This is a genomic window from Ulvibacterium sp. (assembly GCF_028285715.1).
Lineage (GTDB): Bacteria > Bacteroidota > Bacteroidia > Flavobacteriales > Flavobacteriaceae > Ulvibacterium.
Map to the genome: position 1 here is coordinate 398,231 of NZ_JANQOO010000035.1, position 18,749 is coordinate 416,979.

18 protein-coding genes are annotated in these 18,749 nt (G+C 41.3%); 8 read left to right on the top strand and 10 right to left on the bottom strand.

The window, feature by feature from the left end:
• Window positions 1–13: 13 nt before the first annotated feature.
• A complete protein-coding gene (locus Q0993_RS19700; RefSeq protein WP_299536506.1) occupies window positions 14–1,159 on the top strand; it encodes a hypothetical protein in 1,146 nt (381 codons plus the stop codon).
• A 73-nt stretch (window positions 1,160–1,232) separates the two neighbouring features.
• Here the strand turns inward: Q0993_RS19700 and Q0993_RS19705 are convergent, their stop codons facing one another.
• Window positions 1,233–1,952 carry a hypothetical protein gene (locus Q0993_RS19705; protein WP_299536508.1) on the bottom strand — a complete coding sequence of 240 codons (720 nt, stop codon included), beginning with the start codon at window positions 1,950–1,952 and terminating at the stop codon, window positions 1,233–1,235.
• A gap of 201 nt (window positions 1,953–2,153) precedes the next feature.
• Between Q0993_RS19705 and Q0993_RS19710 the strand changes: the two genes are divergently transcribed.
• Entirely contained in the window at window positions 2,154–2,720 is a 567-nt protein-coding gene (locus tag Q0993_RS19710) for a fasciclin domain-containing protein (RefSeq protein WP_299536510.1), read from the top strand.
• A gap of 3 nt (window positions 2,721–2,723) precedes the next feature.
• Here the strand turns inward: Q0993_RS19710 and pheT are convergent, their stop codons facing one another.
• The 3 genes from pheT to Q0993_RS19725 all read right to left on the bottom strand — a co-directional run bounded on the left by pheT (window position 2,724) and on the right by Q0993_RS19725 (window position 7,589).
• Complete coding sequence (pheT, locus tag Q0993_RS19715; RefSeq protein ID WP_299536512.1) at window positions 2,724–5,132, bottom strand: phenylalanine--tRNA ligase subunit beta; 2,409 nt, start codon at window positions 5,130–5,132, stop codon at window positions 2,724–2,726.
• A 165-nt stretch (window positions 5,133–5,297) separates the two neighbouring features.
• Window positions 5,298–6,416 (bottom strand): 3-isopropylmalate dehydrogenase, encoded by a 1,119-nt coding sequence (leuB, locus tag Q0993_RS19720; RefSeq protein ID WP_299536514.1) that lies wholly within the window; start codon window positions 6,414–6,416, stop codon window positions 5,298–5,300.
• Complete coding sequence (locus tag Q0993_RS19725; RefSeq protein WP_299536516.1) at window positions 6,417–7,589, bottom strand: 2-isopropylmalate synthase; 1,173 nt, start codon at window positions 7,587–7,589, stop codon at window positions 6,417–6,419.
• Between the two features lie 147 nt (window positions 7,590–7,736).
• Here Q0993_RS19725 and Q0993_RS19730 point away from each other — a divergent pair, with 147 nt between their 5' ends.
• Together Q0993_RS19730 and Q0993_RS19735 are read left to right on the top strand one after the other, a co-directional pair.
• Window positions 7,737–9,281, top strand: coding sequence for a hypothetical protein (locus tag Q0993_RS19730; RefSeq protein ID WP_299536518.1), 1,545 nt, complete (start codon window positions 7,737–7,739; stop codon window positions 9,279–9,281).
• Window positions 9,282–9,284: 3 nt separating this feature from the next.
• Window positions 9,285–10,148 (top strand): DMT family transporter, encoded by an 864-nt coding sequence (locus Q0993_RS19735; protein ID WP_299536520.1) that lies wholly within the window; start codon window positions 9,285–9,287, stop codon window positions 10,146–10,148.
• Between the two features lie 79 nt (window positions 10,149–10,227).
• Here the strand turns inward: Q0993_RS19735 and Q0993_RS19740 are convergent, their stop codons facing one another.
• The 3 genes from Q0993_RS19740 to panB all read right to left on the bottom strand — a co-directional run bounded on the left by Q0993_RS19740 (window position 10,228) and on the right by panB (window position 12,289).
• Complete coding sequence (locus Q0993_RS19740; RefSeq protein ID WP_299536522.1) at window positions 10,228–10,923, bottom strand: RluA family pseudouridine synthase; 696 nt, start codon at window positions 10,921–10,923, stop codon at window positions 10,228–10,230.
• Complete coding sequence (gene lspA, locus Q0993_RS19745) at window positions 10,923–11,405, bottom strand: signal peptidase II (protein WP_299536524.1); 483 nt, start codon at window positions 11,403–11,405, stop codon at window positions 10,923–10,925. Before lspA ends, Q0993_RS19740 begins: the two co-directional genes overlap by 1 nt.
• Before the next feature lie 65 nt (window positions 11,406–11,470).
• Window positions 11,471–12,289 carry a 3-methyl-2-oxobutanoate hydroxymethyltransferase gene (gene panB, locus Q0993_RS19750; RefSeq protein ID WP_299536526.1) on the bottom strand — a complete coding sequence of 273 codons (819 nt, stop codon included), beginning with the start codon at window positions 12,287–12,289 and terminating at the stop codon, window positions 11,471–11,473.
• Between the two features lie 145 nt (window positions 12,290–12,434).
• Between panB and Q0993_RS19755 the strand changes: the two genes are divergently transcribed.
• Both Q0993_RS19755 and dnaK read left to right on the top strand, forming a co-directional pair.
• Entirely contained in the window at window positions 12,435–12,890 is a 456-nt protein-coding gene (locus tag Q0993_RS19755) for a nuclear transport factor 2 family protein (RefSeq protein ID WP_299536528.1), read from the top strand.
• A gap of 159 nt (window positions 12,891–13,049) precedes the next feature.
• On the top strand, window positions 13,050–14,963 hold the full coding sequence (dnaK, locus tag Q0993_RS19760) for a molecular chaperone DnaK (RefSeq protein WP_299536530.1): 1,914 nt from the start codon (window positions 13,050–13,052) through the stop codon (window positions 14,961–14,963).
• 94 nt (window positions 14,964–15,057) lie between these two features.
• Here dnaK and Q0993_RS19765 read toward each other — a convergent pair whose 3' ends face one another.
• Window positions 15,058–15,960 carry a metallophosphoesterase gene (locus Q0993_RS19765; protein ID WP_299536533.1) on the bottom strand — a complete coding sequence of 301 codons (903 nt, stop codon included), beginning with the start codon at window positions 15,958–15,960 and terminating at the stop codon, window positions 15,058–15,060.
• Window positions 15,961–16,118: 158 nt separating this feature from the next.
• Between Q0993_RS19765 and Q0993_RS19770 the strand changes: the two genes are divergently transcribed.
• A complete protein-coding gene (locus Q0993_RS19770) occupies window positions 16,119–17,048 on the top strand; it encodes a hypothetical protein (RefSeq protein ID WP_299536535.1) in 930 nt (309 codons plus the stop codon).
• Here the strand turns inward: Q0993_RS19770 and Q0993_RS19775 are convergent.
• Together Q0993_RS19775 and Q0993_RS19780 are read right to left on the bottom strand one after the other, a co-directional pair.
• The gene (locus tag Q0993_RS19775) at window positions 17,024–17,611 is read right to left on the bottom strand and encodes a GNAT family N-acetyltransferase (RefSeq protein WP_299536537.1); all 588 of its coding nucleotides are present in this window, start codon (window positions 17,609–17,611) and stop codon (window positions 17,024–17,026) included. The genes Q0993_RS19770 and Q0993_RS19775 overlap by 25 nt on opposite strands.
• Before the next feature lie 2 nt (window positions 17,612–17,613).
• Window positions 17,614–18,252 (bottom strand): alpha/beta hydrolase, encoded by a 639-nt coding sequence (locus tag Q0993_RS19780; protein WP_299536540.1) that lies wholly within the window; start codon window positions 18,250–18,252, stop codon window positions 17,614–17,616.
• Between the two features lie 74 nt (window positions 18,253–18,326).
• Here Q0993_RS19780 and Q0993_RS19785 point away from each other — a divergent pair, with 74 nt between their 5' ends.
• A complete protein-coding gene (locus tag Q0993_RS19785) occupies window positions 18,327–18,749 on the top strand; it encodes a hotdog fold thioesterase (protein ID WP_299536544.1) in 423 nt (140 codons plus the stop codon).

Sequence of the window (18,749 nt, forward strand, 5' to 3'; positions counted from 1 at the left end):
CAAATCCTACATCATGAAGACCTACAAGATTTTTTGTATGCTATGGGCATGCTGGGTCGTAATTGGCTGCAGCAAAACAGAGGACGGAGGAACTTTGAATGGGGAGAACCCACCCGATTCACCGGAGATAAAAGCAGATTATACCCTACTTCTTCAAAAAGAGGGGACTCTTAAAAGCATCTTATTAAATGCGGACAGCGAGGCGATTACCGTAAACCCTGCCGATAGTCCCTTTCCAGATGTTACATTTCCGGAACTCACCTATACGGACGGCCATCTTTTAGGCCTGTATCAAAAGAAAACCCCTTGCGAGGGAAGGATTATGATCTATGATTTTAAGGAGGATCAATCCGGGGAAATGGAAATTTTTACAGACCTTGGAGATTGTAGTCTTTCGGCGAATGCCATTGCGCGTTCTGCAGATACTTTTTTTGTAGCCTACCAATTGGAGATTACTTCCAAGGAGACGGCCTATTTTGTACGCATACTGGACCTGGATTCCGATGAATCTGAATTTACGGATATTGAGCTAGATAAAAAGCCTGTACAGATGCTAGTAACCAATAACCGGTTGTTCATACTTACCCTGGATGAGGAGATAACGGACGAATATGCCCTTTCTGTAATGGACATGAATACAAATCTGTTAATACATGAAATGGATTTGGGCTTTGATGTACGCCGTATTTTTAAAACCCCGGAAATGGATGTCATCGTAAGCTATGATGAATTGCATACCACCTTGGATAGTGCTTCCATGTCTTTTGAATATACCCAGTACAATGAAGATACGGCCCCTAATTTTATGGAATCCGATTTCGAATATTTTGATGCTAGTGGTAAAATGTACTACGAAATGCTATCAGGTTCCAATAGCATGTATCCTTTTATTCCGGCCGTTTATGATTTTGACGAAAATTTGGCGATACTTTATGCTTTTGAAAATTTCCTCACACAGGAACAACGGGATTTTGAATTTGAAATTGAACGTACTTCAATGGTAAGTTATGACGAGGAGAACGGGCTCATTTTGATAGGATATAAAAAATCCTCAGATGACGGTAAGGGCGGCCTTCTGAGAATTAAGCCTATACCCGATCCGGAATTCATTGACAATTTGGACTTGGAGGGAGTGCCTTTTCAGATTTTTGTGGAATAAAATCTTTTGATATCGCAAAAGAAATGCCCCTTTCAAAGGGGCATTTCTTTTTGTATCATAAACCAAAATAGAACTAGGCATTAAAGTATTTGCTATTCCAAATGGCCGTGTTAAAGTTTTTTCCCAAGGCAAAGCCATAAAAAATAACCACCGCAGCAATAGATTTGAACATAAAAAAGTAGATGATCCAAAATTCGGCATTGGAACTGGATTTTGAAAACAATCCATTAGGGACCAAAAGGGTTACCAAATAGCTGGCCGCCAAGACCAAGAGGGTCAGGTTTATAATGTTCTTAAACGGCCACATAAGGGCCCTCCTAAAGGGGTGTAAATCATTACCCCATTTGTGAATCAGGTAAAAGTAGTCGTTGCCTATCGGCACGAAAAGCAAGGGGTCGTTTTTGTCCGCCAATTTAAAAAGCTTGGAAGGGGCAATGATCTTAAAACCTTTGATTTCAATCCCATGCGCTTTTTCCAATTGTTTGATTTTGGAAATCGCTTCACCGGGAATCTCGCCTTTAAAATACTTTGAATCCAAAAAGCGGAGGCGATATTCGATGCAAATCGTCTTGATTTGGGATAAATGGTAAATTTTCTTTGTATCCAGCAAATCGAAATCGAAGTGATTGATAACAGTAGTTTTACCACCGGATAAACTATCATATATCCGTTCCGTTCTTTGTTTGTCCTCTTCCAGGATGTGAAAGACTTCATCCAAAATTTTTTGGGAATCTGCGGCATTTTTTAGGGTCTTGCCGAGCTGTTCCTCGATGTTGGTTCTTTTTAATAACATTCTTTTTCTTTTAGCAATTGTATCAAATTTAAACATTTCCCAATTCAAAAATTTCGCACGGAACAAGCATATTGTTAATATTATGTTAATTTATATCGAGAAAGGTTCATATTAACAGAAAAGCCTCAGGATTTTGATATATTGAAGAGGAAACCTTACGTTTCTTCAATACCTGTTTTAACGCCCCGAAATTTTGAACCTATGAAATGTTTGGCCCCTGCTATGCCCTTGTTTTTCCTGTTTTCTTCATTCTTATCCCTAGCCCAAGGAAATACTTCAATAGTCACAGAAACGAGATTTACCAAGATGGACCCTCAGGAATCCATAATAAAGAATACTGAAAGCTCTCTAAACCATAAGACCCTTTCAACCGTAATAAAGGCAACGGATTTAGAGGACACCTTGGGCTACGATGGTCCTTTCACCGTATTTGCGCCATCGGATAAAGCTTTTGAGGAATTCTCCATAGGAAAAGTGGCCCTACTTTTAGACCCGGAGAAAAGGGAAGATTTAACGGCCCTGCTTACTTATCATATTGTTGCAGGAAAATTTACGGCTTCCCATATACTTAGAGCTATGTGTAGGGGAAATGGTCGTGCTGTTTTCACTACGGTACAAGGTAAGGAGATTGTGGCCACGATGAGTGAAACTGATATTATCCTAACGGACGACTTTGGTAATTCAGCAAGAATTATAAATGCGGATTCGTACCAATGCAACGGAGTTATTCACGAAATAGACGGTGTTATGGTCCCTCGACAAATGTGATTATCAACGGAGTTCTGCACCTAGGTCGGTTTCATAAGTACGTTGTAACTTGGTCATAATCCTATCAATTTGTTTATCCGTCAGGGTGCCTTTTTCATCTTGTAACGTAAAGCTTACGGCATAGGATTTTTTGCCATCGGGTAAGTTTTTACCGGTATAAACATCAAACAGTGTAATGTTTTTGATCAGTTTTTTTTCCGTTTTTAGTCCTAGGTCATGCACTTGGTCAAAAGTTATTTTCTCGTCCAACAATAAGGCAAAATCGCGCTTTACCTCGGGATATTTGGGTACTTCGTAATGACTTATCTTTCCTTTTCTAGCCAAGGAAATGACATTGTCCCAATTGAAATCGGCATAGAGGACTTCCTGTTTTATACCCAGTGGCTTCAGAATAGAATTGTTGAGGATTCCTAGCGTCACGAATTCTTTTTCCTGTCTTTTTAAGGAAACACCTTCGGAAATATGACTGTTTTCTGAGGGGCTGGAAATCAGTCCGCCAATGCCAAGGCGCGCCAAAATGTTTTCCACAATGGACTTTAAGTAAAAGAAATCCGTTTTTTGTGTAGATCGCACCCAATTTTCAGGATTCCTATTTCCCGTTAGGTATAACGACAAATGTTTACGCTCGTCGTGTGATTCCCCAGTTTTAAAATAGGTCTTCCCAAATTCAAAAAGTTTCAGATCTGGTCTTTTTCTGTTGAGATTATGGGATATTACCTCCAATCCGCTATGGACCATGGACCTTCTTAGCACGGAGAGATCCGAGCTCAGCGGGTTCAAGAGGGTAACTGTTTCTTGGGTCCTTTCGTATTCCGGAGAAGTTAGGCTATTGGTCAGTATCTCAAAGAAACCTTGGGAAACCAACAAATCGCCTATGGTGTTCTGGATTTTATAATCCTCAAATTTCGAGGTAGTGGCGATAGAGGCATTCAACTTTTTTTCAAAGGCTATGTTATTGTAGCCATACACCCTCAAAATTTCCTCAATAACATCCACTTCTCGCTGTACATCAACCCGATAGGAAGGTATTACTACGCCTAACCCGGATTCGGTTACATTTTTGACCTTGATTTCAAGGGAAGCCAGAATGGATTTTATGGAGTCTTTAGGAATTTCCTGCCCGATTAAGTTGTTGATTTTGTCGAAAGCCAAAAACACTTGATAGTCCTCTTTTTTCTTGGGATATAGGTCTATGATGTCCGATGTAATATCCCCGCCAGCTATCTCCTTAATGAGTATGGCTGCACGTTTTAGGGCATATTCCACATTTTCGATATCGATTCCACGTTCAAAACGGAAGGAGGCATCTGTATTTAGGCCGTGTCTTTTTGCAGTTTTCCGGATAGAGACTGGATCAAAATAGGCGCTTTCCAGGAAAATCGATGTGGTATCCTCCGTAACACCTGAATAAATCCCTCCAAAAACTCCAGCTATGCACATGGGCTTTTCCATGTCGCATATCATCAAATCCTCTTCATGCAATTCCCTTTCCTCACCATCCAAGGTCATAAACTTTGTACCTTGGGGCATGGTCTTTACGATTACTTTTTTGCCGTGGATGCGATTGGCATCAAAAGCATGAAGTGGTTGTCCCAATTCATGTAAGACATAGTTGGTGGCATCTACTATATTGTTTATGGGCTTAAGGCCTATGGCCTTTAATCTATTTTGCAACCAAGTTGGGGAGGACTGTACGATAAGATTGTTTAACGTAATACCACAATAGCGTGGAGCTAGTTCCGAATTCTCTACTATAATATCTATTTTAAGGGATCTGTTGTCCACATTAAAATGGCTTACAGGAGGTGTTATTAACTCCAATTGTATGTCCCTTTCCGTAAGGCCTGCCCTTAAATCCCTGGCCACCCCAAAATGGCTCATGGCATCGGCTCGGTTAGGGGTAAGCCCTATTTCAAAGACCGTATCATTTTCGATATCAAAGACTTCGGAACAGGGAGTTCCCGGTTGTAAGCTGTCACTAAGTACCAAAATACCATCATGACTCTCACCAAGCCCTAACTCATCTTCCGCACATATCATGCCCTGACTTTCCTCTCCCCTTATTTTCCCTTTTTTTAGAGTCCAGGAATTTCCATCGTTTGTATAAAGTGTAGTCCCTATAGTGGCTACCGGAACTTTCTGATCTTTCGCCACGTTTGGTGCTCCGCAAACAATTTGCAATGGTTGTTCAAGTCCTATATCAACCGTGGTCAATTTAAGCCTGTCCGCATTCGGATGCTTTTCACAACTAAGTACATGGCCAACGACAACACCTTTTAAACTACCTTTTACAGACTCAAAATTGGTAACCCCCTCCACTTCAAGACCAAGGTCCGTTAAAAGTTCGGCGGTCTGTCTTGGTTTCCAGTCTAATTTGAGGAATTGTTTTAACCAGTTGTAAGAGATATTCATCAGTCGGTTTTAGAGCGCGTAAAGATAAAACAATGCAATAAGACATTCAACATAGAATCCAGTGAATTGTCCCCTTCATTGCTTGTGCGGGTGACCTAATAGGCTAGATCAATTTTTAAGGTTCTTAAAATACAAATGGAAAAAAATGGAAATCTACCGCGGAAATTAGATGATAGTCGATTTTCCCAAACCGATATTTTCGTCATTGATATTGAAATCTTGATCTTGATCTACAATGTTTTCCGCAATAAAATCACCCACATAATCGGTGCCGTATTTACTGCTTCCCATAATATCTGGGGTAACCACATTTTTTTGGAAGGATTTGAGGATTGCTGCGACCACGGCATTGGATTCTTCGAATAAACCAAAATGTTGCAAAAGCATTGCCGTACTAAGAATCGAGGCAACGGGGTTTGCAATATTTTTGCCTTTTGCTTGTGGATAGGAACCATGTATGGGTTCGAACATAGCATTGTTCTCACCAATGGAAGCCGATGGCAGCAGCCCAACGGAACCGAAGATTACACTTCCCAAATCGGACAGGACATCCCCGAACATATTGTCCGTTAGGATTACATCGAACAGTTTGGGATTCAGCATAATTTGCACGGCCGCATTGTCTATATACATGCATTCCATTTCTATTTCGGGATAACTTTCCGAAATTTCTGTGACCACCCTTCTCCATAACCGGGATGTTTCCAAAACATTGGCTTTATCCACCAAAGTTAATTTTCCTTTACGCTTTTTGGCGGCTTTGAAGGCCATATGGGCGATACGACCGATTTCTGACTCGGAATACTCACAGATATCCGAGGCAAAGGCACCATCTTGGCTTAATTGCTTCTCCCCAAAATAGATACCTCCTGTTAGTTCCCTGTAGATAACCAAATCAGTACCTTTTACGATTTCCTTGCGCAACGGTGACTGCCTGAGCATTGCAGGGAAAGCTTTTACTGGCCTAATATTGGCAAAAAGACCCAAAGCTTTTCTAAGATTAAGAAGACCTTGCTCCGGCCGGACCTTGGCTTTTGGATTGTTATCGAACTGAGGGGTCCCAATGGCGCCGAACAATATGGCATCCGAAGCCATACAGATTTCCAAAGTACGTTCTGGAAGAGGTGTCCCCGTCTTTTCTATGGCCACGGCACCCATTAAGGCATTGGTAAAATGGAAATCATGACCAAAGGTTTCATGGACGGCATGAAGGCATTTCACAGCTTGGGCCAAAACTTCGGGACCGATTCCATCCCCGCCCAAAAGGGCGATTTCCAATCGCATTTAGGTAAGACTTTCTATATTTAAATTACTGGCTTCGATGATTTCATGAATATCATCGTCCAGGATCTCTTTTTTTCGATCCGCAAATTTCAAAAATTCCTCGTATACACCATCCAATTGAATCTTTGTAAGATTGTAGCCCACTTTTTTCGCCCGGTACGCCAAAGCGGCCCTACCACTTCTGGCGGTAAGGACTATTGAGGACTCCGTAACACCGACATCCTCCGGATCTATAATCTCATAGGTTTCCCGATTTTTAATGACCCCATCCTGGTGTATTCCGGAACTGTGGGCAAAGGCATTGGCGCCTACAATGGCCTTGTTGGGTTGTACCATCATTCCCATTTTTTGGGAAACCATCTGACTGGTATCGTAGAGCAGGCGGCTGTTGATATTGGTGTCCAAGCCAAGGTAAGGATGTTGTCTCAGAATCATCACGACTTCCTCCAAGGAAGTATTTCCGGCACGTTCGCCAATTCCGTTTATGGTGCATTCTATTTGCCGCGCCCCATTGATGACACCCGCTATGGAATTCGCCGTTGCCAACCCTAGGTCGTTGTGGCAATGACAGGAGAGCACGGCTTTGTGAATGCCCTTCACATTTTCCTTAAGATATTTCATTTTTGCACCGTACTCTTCTGGTAAACAATAACCGGTAGTGTCCGGGATATTCAATACCGTGGCACCAGCCTTGATGACCGCTTCACAGACCCTGGCCAAAAACTCGTTCTCCGTTCTACCTGCGTCCTCGGCATAAAACTCCACATCATCAACAAAGCTTTTGGCATAACTCACGGCCATGACCGCCCTTTCTATAATGGCATCCCTATTTGAATTGAATTTATGTCTTATGTGGGAATCTGAAGTCCCTATGCCCGTGTGTATTCGGGGTGTCTTTGCTGGTTTTAGGGCCTCTGCCGCAACTTCAATATCTTTCTTTACGGCTCTGGTAAGTCCACATACGGTAGCATTTTTAACTACCTTGGCAATTTGAGTAACAGAGCTAAAGTCGCCCGGGCTGGATATAGGAAAGCCCGCTTCGATAATATCCACGCCAAGTTGATCCAAGCGTTCCGCTATAACGAGTTTCTGATCGGTATCCAACTTGCAGCCAGGTACCTGTTCGCCATCTCGAAGTGTTGTATCAAAAATTTGTACTTTATCTTTACTCATTATCTTTACTTAGTTTTAACTAGCCTATACGAATATATGACCAATAGGACAAACGACCTAAAATTTAGAATGACATTTACAACGTTTATCCACTTTTTCGGTTTTTTAAAAATCTGAATAACAATTACTTAAATACAATTTTTTACGATGACAAGTGAGCATAAAGATGCATTGTTCGTACTGGTTAAATCCCTTTCAAAATCCGAGAAAAGACAATTTAAGCTCTATGTAGGCCGGCTGGGCGTGAATACGGATGCCAAATTTTTGGCACTTTTTAATCTTTTGGACAAAATTAAGGCGTATGATGAGAAGGTTATTTTGGCCAGCGGCATTGTAAAAAAGGCACAATTATCCAATTTAAAGGCACATTTATACCGACAGATTTTGGTGAGTCTACGATTGAATCCGGTAAACCAGAATGTCCGTGTTCAAATTCGGGAACAGCTGGATTTTGCTACGATTCTTTATCAAAAGGGACTATATAAACAAAGCCTCAAGATTTTGGACAAGGCCAAGGCCACTGCCATAGAAAATGAAGAAAAGAACATTGCCTATGAAATTGTTGAGTTGGAAAAAATTATCGAGACCCAGTATATCACCAGAAGCATTCCAGATAGGGCGGATGAGCTGGCCATACAGGCAAAGGAACTTTCCGCACAAAATGTTATGACCAGCAAACTGAGCAATTTATCCCTACAACTCTATGGATTGATGTTGAAGCTGGGCTATGTACGCAGCGATGAGGACTATACCAGGGTAAAACGTTATTTTGAGCGACAACTTCCGAAGTACACCTTGGAAGATTTGGGATTCCGGGAAAAGTTATGGTTGTACAAAGCCTACCTATGGTATAGTTTTTTGGTTCAGGACTTTTTGTCCTCTTATAAATATGCCAGTAAATGGGTTGACCTTTTTTACGAACGGCCCGATATGATCAACCTAAATCCCGTATTTTTCTTAAAGGGAAATCACTATTTGTTAGAATCCTTGTTCTATGTAAAATACAGCTCTCAATTTAAAGAAACACTTGAGAAGTTGGAGCGGATAGTGAAGACCAATGACTTTCCAAAAAACGACAATATAGCTTCCTTAACCTTTTTATATCTCAATGCCAATAGATTGAATCTGCATTTTTTGGAAGGGACTTTTGAAAAAGGACTGTATCTGGTAAAGATAATCGAGTATGGTATTACCAAACACAACCAGCGGATAGATGCGCACCATATCATGATTTTGTATTATAAGATTGCCTGTCTTTATTTCGGTGTTGGTGACAATAAAATGTGTATCCAATATTTGAAAAAAATTATTAATAACAAGAGCTTAAAAATGAGGGAAGATTTGATGTGCTTTGCCCGGGTGTTGAGTCTGGTGGCACATTACGAGGCTGGGATGGATTATCATTTGGAAGTTCAATTAAAAAGTACCTATAAATTTTTATTGAAGATGAACGACCTGCATGCCGTTCAAAAGGAGATGATTAAATTTTTGAGGAATCTGGGAAATATTTTCCCCCATGAACTTAGAGGTGAATTTCAAAAGTTACATGCACAGTTGAAAAAATATGAGGAGCATCCTTATGAAAAGAGGGCCTTTTTGTATTTGGATATTATTTCCTGGTTGGAAAGTCATTTGGAGAACAAGCCCGTTGGCGAAATCATCCGTGAAAAAGCAATGAAACTTACACGTTAGCATTTGGATACAAAAACTCCAATCAGTACCCGCAATTTTGTGGAGATAAATATTTCGATGCTATTATTGGGCACTTCGGGCCCTTTCGGAAAGTTTATTGACCTACCTGTTCCATTGACTATTGGTCTCCGTGCCACATTGGCTTTTCTCTTATTGCTGATCTACTGCAAATGGCGCGGGATATCCTTTCGACTGCGGCAACAGGATGTTTTTCTTATCCTTTTAAGTGGATTCTTAATGTGTATCCACTGGCTCTCTTACTTTAAGGCCTTGCAGCTTTCCAATGTGGCCATTGGAATGCTGTCACTCTTCACCTATCCTGTAATTACCGCTTTTTTGGAGCCCTTTTTTCTGAAGATCAAGTTTCAGGCCGTTCATTTGGTATTGGCCCTTTTAGTGCTTTGTGGAATCTATTTCCTGGTCCCCGATTTTAGTTTGGACAATGGCCAAACCATAGCCATTGCCTTTGGGGTGTTTTCTGCATTTTGTTATGCCGTACGCAACCTCATTTTAAAGACCAAGGTAGATAGGTATAATGGATCGGTTTTAATGTCCTATCAATTGGTTGTTATTGCCATTTTATTGCTTCCTGTATATTTTGTGTACGACCTTTTGGAGATAAAGGATCAATGGCAAGGACTGGTAGGCTTAATTGTCATTACAACAGCGGTAGGGCATACCATGTTCATCAATACCTTCAAGCATTTTTCGATAACCACGGTGAGTATACTTAGCTGTATTCAACCGGTTTATGGAATTATCATTGGGGCTTTGTTCCTTTCCGAAATTCCTACTTGGACCACGATATTGGGAGGAATCATGATTTTGGCCTCGGTAATTATTGAAAGTATACGCTCCTATAAATAGGTGTCCCATATTAATTTTGAACGTGCGGTTTTAACTCTTTCTAAACTACTTTACACTACCGGGTTCTGCTTATAAAAAACTAACAAGCGTTCCAAATGGAATCCGAGGGGGGAGGGGCAAGGAATTCTAGCATTTCCTTACTTACCGGATGGATAAAAGAAAGCTGTCTGGCATGGAGATGTATGCTGCCGTTGGGATTACTGCGGTTAAAACCATATTTTAAATCTCCTTTTATGGGACTTTGGATGGCCGCCAATTGGGCACGGATTTGATGATGCCGCCCTGTTTTCAAGTCAATTTCCAGAAGATAGTGATTATCAAGTTCCCGGATAATGCTATATGCCAGAATCGCTTTTTTACCATCCTTAACCTCATCTTCATGGGCATACGATTTATTCTGTTTTGGGTTTCGTCTCAACCAATGCGATAAAATTCCCTCTTTCTTTTTTGGTGGATTCTTAACAACCGCCCAATAGGTCTTTTTTGCCTTTTTTTCCGCAAAGATTTTGTTCAGCCGGGTCAGGGCCTTGGAAGTTCTTGCGAAGACCACGATACCGGAAGTGGGCCTATCCAATCTATGGGCAACCCCAAGATATACATTACCCGGTTTGTTATACTTTTTTTTGATGTAATTTTTTATGATTTCACTTAAGGGTACGTCTTGGGTCTTATCCCCTTGAACTATATCCCCCGGTCTTTTGTTGATTGCAATGATGTGATTATCCTCGTAAAGTATTTGGAGGTTTTGAGGATTGGAAAGAATTCTTTCGGACACTATAGTGTTATTTTTTTATTACTTAGAGTAAGAAAAAGAATAAGCAAAACCCCAATGGTTACCGAAACATCGGCCATATTAAAAATCCCAGTTCTTAGGAAACCAATTTTAATCTGAAAAAAATCGGTTACTGAACCATGAAGGATACGGTCAATAAGATTGCCGATTCCACCCCCTATGACAAATGCAAATGCAATAGTGGGCCATTTGTTCAAATTGGACTTTTGCCGCACACGAAACAACAAAATGAACAAAACCAAAACGGGAAGTATTTGAAGGAATACAAGCTTAGGGATAGGAGGTAGGCTTTGGCCAAACCCCAACATGGCACCGGTGTTTTCTACATTGGTAAGGATAAGGTTTTCCCGGAATACCTGGATGTAATCCATGGGCGCGACATTTTTCCGGACGATATCTTTGGAAAGTTGATCGCAACCGATATTGAGTAACACCAAAACCAAAATACCTATGTTTTTATACATGGTCTTCTGCAGAATACATTTTTCAGCAATAAAAAAAACCGATGTTTATTACCGGTTTGGAAACCTTAGTACTGTTCGCCGTCACTAGGAAAATCCTTGTTTTTCACATCGTCCACATATCCGGAGATCGCATTGCCCATATCCTCATAAAGATTCATATACCGCCTTAAGAAACGAGGATTAAACTCATGGGTCATTCCCAAAAGATCATGGATAACGAGCACTTGGCCGTCCGCATGTTTGCCGGCCCCGATTCCAATAGTGGGAATAGAAAGACCCTCGGAAACCTTCTTCGTCAGGGCCGCCGGTATTTTTTCCAGTACAATTCCAAAGCATCCCAATTTTTCGAGAAGTTTCGCATCCTCCATAAGTTTTTGGGCTTCTTCTTCTTCCTTGGCCCGTACGGTATATGTCCCAAATTTGTAGATGCTCTGGGGCGTAAGGCCCAAATGACCCATAACGGGTATTCCTGCGTTTAGGATGCGTTTTACAGACTCCTTTATCTCAATGCCACCTTCCAATTTAATGGCGTGGGCCCCGCTCTCCTTCATGATTCGAATAGCGGAGCGTAAAGCCTCTTTAGGATCACTTTGATAACTGCCAAAGGGAATATCCACAACAATCAAGGCCCTTTTAACGGCCCGGACCACTGATGTGGCATGATAGATCATTTGATCCAAAGTTATGGGTAGCGTGGTCTCATGACCTGCCATGACATTACTGGCAGAATCGCCTACCAAAATGACATCTACATTGGCGGCATCTACAATTTTGGCCATGGAATAATCATATGCGGTAAGCATGGAAATCTTTTCCCCATTTTTTTTCATTTCCACGAGCGACTTCACCGTTACCCGTTTGTATTCTTTTTTTGCGGTAGACATCGAGTTTTGTTTAGGCGGGTTAAATGTAAGGAAATTGTCCGTATTTCCTTTTTGCGCTAAAACAACGCGTGGCTATCTTTTGAATTCCGAACATTGCGAATCAACATGAGGGATCTTTCCTTATTTTTGGACCAAATCGACCGAAATGAGATTCATGCTGAACATTTGTTTTATCCTATTCCTTTCCACAACCCTTGCCCAGGAAAATGACAAATTAGCCGTAAAGGAGGCCATAGAAACTTTTTTTGAGGGATTTCACAATCAGGACTCCACGATTATTAAAAAGGCTGTTTCCGATACCATTGTTCTACAGACCGTTGCAAGGGACAAAAAGGAAGGGGAGTATGTGCGAAGCGATAAGTTTCAAGATTTTCTCAAATCAATTGTGGGCATACCGAAAACGACAAAGTTTAAGGAGAAAATCAAATCATATAACATACAAATAGATGGTGCCATGGCCCACGCCTGGACACCCTATGAGTTCTGGATCAATGATGAATTCCATCATTGCGGAGTCAATTCCTTTCAACTTTTTAAGGATACGGGTCGTTGGAAAATAATTTACCTTATCGATACGCGCAGGAAGGAAGGCTGCGATTGATTTTATAACTTTTATTTTGGTTGCCAACCCTGCTTTGAATTAAATTTTCAAGACTGGTCCCTTTCCAAAATGACATCCTGTCAGTTTCCCTCCTCTTGGCATATTGTTTGACACTTGCTAAGCGACTGTAAAAAAAGACTAATATTTAAAACATAAAGAATGAGTAAGATAATAGGAATAGATTTGGGAACTACCAATTCCTGTGTTTCCGTAATGGAAGGCAACGAACCGGTGGTCATTCCCAATGCGGAAGGCAAAAGGACAACCCCTTCGGTCATTGCGTTTGTAGAGGGAGGCGAGATCAAGGTTGGTGACCCTGCCAAAAGACAGGCGGTGACCAACCCAGGAAAAACGGTTTATTCGATTAAACGGTTTATGGGAAACAAGTATTCCGAGTCCAACAAAGAAGCGAACCGTGTACCGTATAAAGTTGTTAAAGGAGACAATGACACACCCCGTGTGGATATAGATGGACGATTATATACCCCTCAGGAACTTTCCGCAATGGTGCTGCAAAAGATGAAAAAGACAGCAGAGGATTATTTAGGACAGGATGTTTCTAGAGCTGTTATTACGGTTCCGGCTTATTTTAACGATGCACAACGCCAGGCGACCAAGGAGGCTGGTGAAATTGCCGGACTAACCGTGGAACGTATTATAAATGAACCAACGGCGGCATCTTTGGCCTATGGGCTGGATAAAAAACATACCGATCAGAAGGTAGTGGTCTTTGACTTTGGTGGAGGTACACATGACGTTTCCATCTTGGAATTGGGCGATGGCGTATTTGAGGTATTGGCCACGGATGGGGATACCCATTTGGGTGGTGACGATGTAGACCAGAAAATCATTGACTGGTTGGCCGAGGAGTTCAAAAAAGATGAAGGTATTGATTTGCGTGAGGACGCCATGGCCCTGCAACGTTTACGGGAGGCCGCCGAAAAGGCAAAAATTGAGTTGTCATCTTCTTCACAGACGGAAATCAATCTGCCTTATGTAACGGCGACGGCTTCTGGCCCCAAGCACTTGGTCCGTAGTCTATCTCGATCCAAATTTGAGCAATTGATCGACGATTTGGTCAAGCGTACCATAGAGCCTTGTGAGACCGCCTTGAAAGCTGCGGGACTTTCAAAGAGTGATATCGATGAAATTATCTTGGTAGGTGGATCTACTCGAATCCCTGCCGTACAGGAGGCCGTTGAAAAGTTCTTTGGGAAGAAACCTTCCAAAGGAGTGAACCCTGATGAAGTAGTTGCGATTGGTGCGGCCATACAAGGAGGGGTGTTGACGGGAGACGTTAAGGACGTGTTGCTATTGGACGTTACGCCATTATCCCTGGGCATTGAGACTATGGGAAGTGTAATGACCAAGTTGATCGATGCAAACACTACCATTCCCACCAAAAAATCACAGATATTCTCCACGGCAGCCGATAATCAGCCATCGGTAGAGATTCATGTGCTACAAGGAGAACGACCTATGGCAGGTGATAACAAGACGATAGGACGTTTTCATTTGGATGGAATTCCTCCGGCACCCAGGGGAACACCTCAAATAGAGGTTACCTTTGACATCGATGCCAATGGAATTATTAAGGTTTCCGCTACGGATAAGGCTACGAATAAATCCCAGGACATTCGTATTGAGGCATCCTCCGGATTGACCGAGGAAGAAATTGAAAAAATGAAGGCCGAGGCCGAAGCCAATGCCGAATCGGATAAAAAGGCCAAGGAAACAGCCGATAAACTCAATGAGGCCGATGGGATGATATTCCAGACCGAAAAGCAATTAAAGGAATTCGGGGACAAATTGTCGGATGATAAGAAAAAGCCGATTGAAGATGCCTTGGAGGAGCTTAAGAAAGCTTACGAAAGTAAGGATTTGGCCGTAATCACTCCCGCTTTGGAGAAAATCAATGAAGCTTGGAAAGTTGCTTCAGAAGAGATGTACAAAGCACAGGCAGAGGCACAGCAGGCCGGTGAAACATCTTCCAATGGACAGGAAGCGGCCAGTGGAGGAGATGCCAAGGAAGGGGATAATGTTGAGGACGTAGATTTTGAAGAGGTGAAATAAGCACCATATATAGGGATAATTGTTAAAAAGGCACTTTCATATTTGTAAGTGCCTTTTTTAACTCAATTTTTCTCAAATGGAAAACCGGCAACGCCTATTTTATTTTCAGCCTTCTTGAAGGCTCCCTGCCATAGCCTGTGATAAAAATCGAATCCTTTTTAAAGGCTACCCTTGCGAAGGAAGTACTATCTTGGGTGTCCACCATTCCTTTGAAGGTTAGGTAGTGTACACCATCTTTTTCAATATAATCGCCGGCATGGTTATGGCCGCTGAAATAGAATTTTACACAATCATACTTTTGGATAAGTCCCAGTAATTGTTGGTAATTCCATAAATTATGGGAATTGGATATGCCCAAAGCCGGAAAATGGCAAAACAGGCCAACACGTTCCCCATTCAATGTGGCCGATTTTAATTGGTTTTCCAGCCAATTCAATTGGTCCTTGCTTAATCCACCATTCCAGGATTCCAGGTGCGGCAAATTTTTCCCGCTCAATAGATTAAAAAGAGAATCGGTCTGTTGCCTTTTGGATTCGGAAAGTGCACCGTGCAAACTAAGGTCATTCCCATCCAGGATAATAAATCGCCATGTATTCCTTGGAATACTATAATAGCGATCTTTCAATTCCATTTTTTCCAAAACCAGGGGTTTTAATGAATCGGCCACACTAAAATCATGGTTGCCCAATACATGGAATCTATCTGACTTCAATGTCGACCAAATTGGAGCGACCTTATCAAAACTTTCAAAATCCCGATCTATAAAATCCCCAAGATGAATGGTATAATCCAAAGAATATGTATTTAAGGTATCCACCGCCTCCCTTAAACGTTTTGGTGACTGCTTGTAATTTCTTATACCGCCAGGTGCACAATTACAATATTGGCAATCTGCCACCACTCCAATCTCAAATTCTGGAAATTCCGGAACGGTCTTATTTTGGAAGCAGCTCGCCAAGAAAAACAGATGCATTAGGAGAAACAAAGTTCGAATCATGGTTTGTTTTTTGGGGATAGGACTAAGCCATAATCAAAGATAGGGTTCAATACGATTTTGTGGTAATTTCTGGTATGGAAATTGATTTTAAATAAAGTACTTTTGATAAACGAACGTATTTTGAACTTTGGCACTACGGAAACCACCAAATTAGTACTATGATAAAAAACTACGTCCTGTTTTTTTATTTGATTTTAAACTTGGTCTGGGTAGATGCCCTTTGCCAGGAAATAAGGGTATTTACAAAGGAGGATTTTGATCTAAACGGAGATGTGAAATCATGTTTGGTCATCACCGATTATGGCAAGGAAGAATATGATTTTGATGAGAATGGGCTTTTGATGAAATCGGTTACCCGGTATAATGACTCGGACTATGACATCACCTATTACCAATACGATATGGGCTTTCTAAAGGAAAAGCGATTGGAGAATTATCGCGGGAATACCTTTGATACAAGTACGTCGATTGCCCATTTTTATGAATTGGATACAACAGGTACCAAAAAGATTACCGAGAAGATAGTTTCTTACGCGAAGGAATTTCTAGATCAGTATCAATATTTTTATGACGTGGATGACAGATTGGTTAAAGTTATTCGAACCAATAATGATGGTACGGATGAGACCAGTATTGAATATACAGCCTACAAGGACGAGCAAACCAAAACTTATAGGTTGAACGGTGTTGAACAAAAATCCATTCGCACCTCCGATCGTAAAAATAAGAATGGGAACAGCGAAAAGGTTGTACTGACCAAGAAATACTTAAATGGGGATCCTCTCACCGCTACGGAGGAAATATTTGATACTTCCAACCGATTACTTTCAACAATCCATTTTGGATATGATGAAAAGACCCAACAATTTGCCCCAGATCGGACCACATTGTATACGTATGACGACAATGGGACGCTTTCCAAATTGGTAGAAAAAAGAGGAAATTCTGAAAATTTCAAGGAATATATCTACCAATACGATGATCGGGAAAGTGGCAATTGGGTAAAGCAAATTATTACCCCTGATAATGCCTATACCACCAGAAGGATAAAATATTATGAATTTCAAGAAGAGGTGGAAGAGGAATAACCCTCGAACCTTTCGGACTTGATCCCCTGCCACTCATGAAGTAAAATCCCATAGCAACAGGTATTTCGCTTAAAACCATCCAACAGGTATACATTTTCGCGCAATATTCCCTCCAGCTTTGCACCGAGTTTTTCCACCGCCTTCCTTGAACGCTGGTTCCTTTCATCTATTCGGAATTCTACCTTTTCAAAGCCCATTTCCTCAAATGCATGCTGCAACATCAAGAACTTTACATGGGTATTAAGTCCGGTCCCTTGAAATTCCTTTCCTATCCAGGTAGATCCAATATGCAAGACCTTGTTATTCCAATCAATGTTCATGTAGCGCGTGCAACCGGCGAAGGAAATTGTTTTTTTGTCAATAATTACAAAGGGAATACTGGTCTTTTGTTGTTGTTGCTCCAAGGCAATTCTTATGTAATTTTTTAGTGCAGCTGGCGTAGCAATATCGGAAGGGGAGTATTGGACCAGTTTTTCTTGCCGGGCGATCGGAAGCAAATGTTCGCAATCTTCTATTTGTAATGGGCTTAGTTTTACCCGTTGGTTTTCCAAAGTGAAAGTCACTGCTATTCTACTAAGCTGTTAATGATTTCTTTCTTGAGCTCATGACCGCCTTCAAAAATAATCACTTCGGCCCGCCCTTCAAAAAGTGACTCAATTTTTTTTGACTCTTCTTTCAATCTTTTCTCGGTGATGAATTCGTCCTTATTGCCAATAAAAACCTTGATTTCAACCTCAGGTGCCAAAAAGTCAAAATCCTTGGGTTTTAGTTCATTTGGGATTCCACCGGCGTAAAGTACCAAAGTATGGATTTGAAGTTTTTTATGTGCCACCCATCGGGCCGCGATGGAAACCCCCTGCGAAAAACCCAAAACGATCAGTTTGCAGTTTTCTGGGACCTTTTCAGCGTCCCATAGGGCATCTAAATAGGCCAAAACATTTTGTGTTTCCAAGACCGTATGCTCCTTGGTCAGCCAACTGGCCCCGACGTGCCTATATTCATTGTTCAAATAATACTTCGAGGGAGCTTGGGGCGCAATGATATAGTTTTCATTTGGGGGTAGTCCTTGAAAATGCTTTAGGAAAAATCGACTTAGATATCCCATTCCATGAAGTACTATCCATACATTTTTGGTAAATCCGTCCAAATGGTTCAGTGTTTCATAAGTACCGATAGTATGGTAGCGAATTCTTTTTTCTTTCATGGTATTTTAAAATCTATTTCCAAGTAGTGCCATTTGTTCACAAGGCAATATGTAGTTTTGTAAAAAAAGGTTTCATGAACGATTTTAAGGAAAAAATTTTAAAGGTTTGCAACGAATCTTCCAAAAACACAATGATGGAAAATTTGGAGATTGAATATATTGATGTGGGGGAGAATTATTTGGTTGCCAAAATGCCGGTCAATGCAAAGGTCCATCAACCAGATGGTGTTTTACATGGAGGGGCGTCAGTGGCTTTGGCAGAAAGTGTTGGGAGTATGGCTTCCTATATTTTTATGGACGCCGAGAAATATTTTATCCGTGGCATAGAAATATCCGCAAATCATGTAAAAAGCGTAAGCGATGGTGAGGTGTTCGCCAAGGCCATTATGATCCATAAAGGCCGTACAACCCAATTATGGGAGATCAAAATTACGGACGTCAATGAAAATCTGATTTCTTCCTGTAAATTGACCACCATTTCGTTACCAAAAAGTTGA

Bases quoted from the DNA above. Each gene is read 5' to 3' on its own strand.
- Q0993_RS19700 (WP_299536506.1), top strand. From the start codon at position 14: ATGAAGACCTACAAGATTTTTTGTATGCTATGGGCATGCTGGGTCGTA.
- Q0993_RS19705 (WP_299536508.1), bottom strand. From the start codon at position 1,952: ATGTTATTAAAAAGAACCAACATCGAGGAACAGCTCGGCAAGACCCTA.
- Q0993_RS19710 (WP_299536510.1), top strand. From the start codon at position 2,154: ATGAAATGTTTGGCCCCTGCTATGCCCTTGTTTTTCCTGTTTTCTTCA.
- pheT (WP_299536512.1), bottom strand. From the start codon at position 5,132: ATGAATATCTCTTACAACTGGTTAAAACAATTCCTCAAATTAGACTGG.
- leuB (WP_299536514.1), bottom strand. From the start codon at position 6,416: ATGCGATTGGAAATCGCCCTTTTGGGCGGGGATGGAATCGGTCCCGAA.
- Q0993_RS19725 (WP_299536516.1), bottom strand. From the start codon at position 7,589: ATGAGTAAAGATAAAGTACAAATTTTTGATACAACACTTCGAGATGGC.
- Q0993_RS19730 (WP_299536518.1), top strand. From the start codon at position 7,737: ATGACAAGTGAGCATAAAGATGCATTGTTCGTACTGGTTAAATCCCTT.
- lspA (WP_299536524.1), bottom strand. From the start codon at position 11,405: ATGTATAAAAACATAGGTATTTTGGTTTTGGTGTTACTCAATATCGGT.
- panB (WP_299536526.1), bottom strand. From the start codon at position 12,289: ATGTCTACCGCAAAAAAAGAATACAAACGGGTAACGGTGAAGTCGCTC.
- Q0993_RS19755 (WP_299536528.1), top strand. From the start codon at position 12,435: ATGAGATTCATGCTGAACATTTGTTTTATCCTATTCCTTTCCACAACC.
- dnaK (WP_299536530.1), top strand. From the start codon at position 13,050: ATGAGTAAGATAATAGGAATAGATTTGGGAACTACCAATTCCTGTGTT.
- Q0993_RS19765 (WP_299536533.1), bottom strand. From the start codon at position 15,960: ATGATTCGAACTTTGTTTCTCCTAATGCATCTGTTTTTCTTGGCGAGC.
- Q0993_RS19770 (WP_299536535.1), top strand. From the start codon at position 16,119: ATGATAAAAAACTACGTCCTGTTTTTTTATTTGATTTTAAACTTGGTC.
- Q0993_RS19780 (WP_299536540.1), bottom strand. From the start codon at position 18,252: ATGAAAGAAAAAAGAATTCGCTACCATACTATCGGTACTTATGAAACA.
- Q0993_RS19785 (WP_299536544.1), top strand. From the start codon at position 18,327: ATGAACGATTTTAAGGAAAAAATTTTAAAGGTTTGCAACGAATCTTCC.